This is a genomic window from Streptomyces sp. NPDC007162, from assembly GCF_040634175.1.
Lineage (GTDB): Bacteria > Actinomycetota > Actinomycetes > Streptomycetales > Streptomycetaceae > Streptomyces.
The window spans coordinates 1-1,261 of the sequence record NZ_JBEYFC010001028.1 but is presented as its reverse complement, the minus strand read 5'-3'; the positions used below and the strand labels follow the sequence as shown (position 1 = coordinate 1,261).

1 protein-coding gene and 1 pseudogene are annotated in these 1,261 nt (G+C 70.7%); both read right to left on the bottom strand.

The annotated features are described in order from the left end of the window. Positions 1 to 535 (bottom strand): DUF4230 domain-containing protein (locus tag ABZ646_RS46885; protein ID WP_360533977.1); only part of this gene is annotated, 535 nt, incomplete at its 3' end. A 197-nt stretch (positions 536 to 732) separates the two neighbouring features. Beyond that, positions 733 to 1,261 (bottom strand): annotated as a pseudogene (locus tag ABZ646_RS46880) (transcriptional regulator); the annotation flags it as partial.

Genomic DNA, 1,261 nt, shown 5'->3' with positions numbered 1-1,261 from the left:
GGCCGCTGTCCTTGGCCGCCGCCGAGATGTGCTTCACCGCGAGCTTCTGCACCGCCTGTTCGCTGTTGGGGTTGTCCGAGAACAGGTCGCCGAGCCGGTCCAGCAGCCCGCGCTGCTTGGAGACGGCATAGGAGTGGTCGGCGTCCAGGGCTGCGCTGCCGAGCTGCGCGTGCGGCAGCCGGATGGTGGCCTCGGTGCGGTCGCCGTTGACCGTCACGTCCTTCTGGCCGATCTTCCCGAGGTCGACGTAGGCGTCGACGGTGCCCGCGCCGACGTACAGGGTGCGGGTGCCGCGGATCGCGCTGGGCAGGTACTTCGCGTCCTTCTCCAGGTCCACGACGACCTGGAAGTTCCCGGAGGCGGCGTCGTAACGGCTCATGTCCTGGATGGACTTGAGGAGTGCGGGACCCGTGTTGTCGCGGGTCTCCGTGCCGAACAGGTCCTTGATGCCCGGCAGTACCGCCAGTTTGATCCCGGCGAACAGCACCACGAGCACCAGCACGAACGCGGTGAGCACTTTCGCCCAGCCGGGCATGCGCCGAGGCCTGGCGCCGACGGGAGTCTCCTTCGTGGAGCTCGCCTTGCTCTCCTTGGTGGAACTCGCCATGTGACGGTCCTCCTTTCCAAGGACACGCTTGCCCGCCAAATGCGGTGCCAGACCGTGTTGTCGGCTGTTTGGGACAGCTGACGCCGTACTGGTACACGCGTGATCGTGAAGTGACCGGCGGGGTCTCACCGCACCCCGGCGCGCGCCGCCAGTTCGGCGATCCGGCGGGCGGCGGCGGAACCCGGATCCGCCGTGACGAGGACGACCTCCTGGTCGTCCTCGGGTACCAGCAGGACGTCGCAGTTCAGGCGGAGCAGCCCGAGCTCCGGATGGTCCAGGGTCTTGGTGCGGTGGCCCGGCGCGTGCACCGGATGCGTCGCCCAGATCTCCCGGAACTCCTCGCTCCCTGCCCGCAGCTCATCCAGCAGACCGGCGAGTCGGGGGTCGCCGGGGTAGCGCTCGGCGGCCCGCCGCAGCCGGGCCACCACCACGTGGCCGAACTCCTGCGCGGTGGACGTCGCGGGCATCCGCCCCTGGCCGAGGAAACGGCGCCGTGCGAGGTTGGTCGTGCCGTGCCCCAGGTCCCCGCCGAGCAGCAACTGGGCGAGGGGGTTCCAGGCCACCAGCCCGTAGGCCGCGTCGGTGACGATCGCCGCGGTGCCGGGCAGCCGCTCCAGCAGCAGGCCGACGTGCGGGCGCACCCGCCGTGCCGCC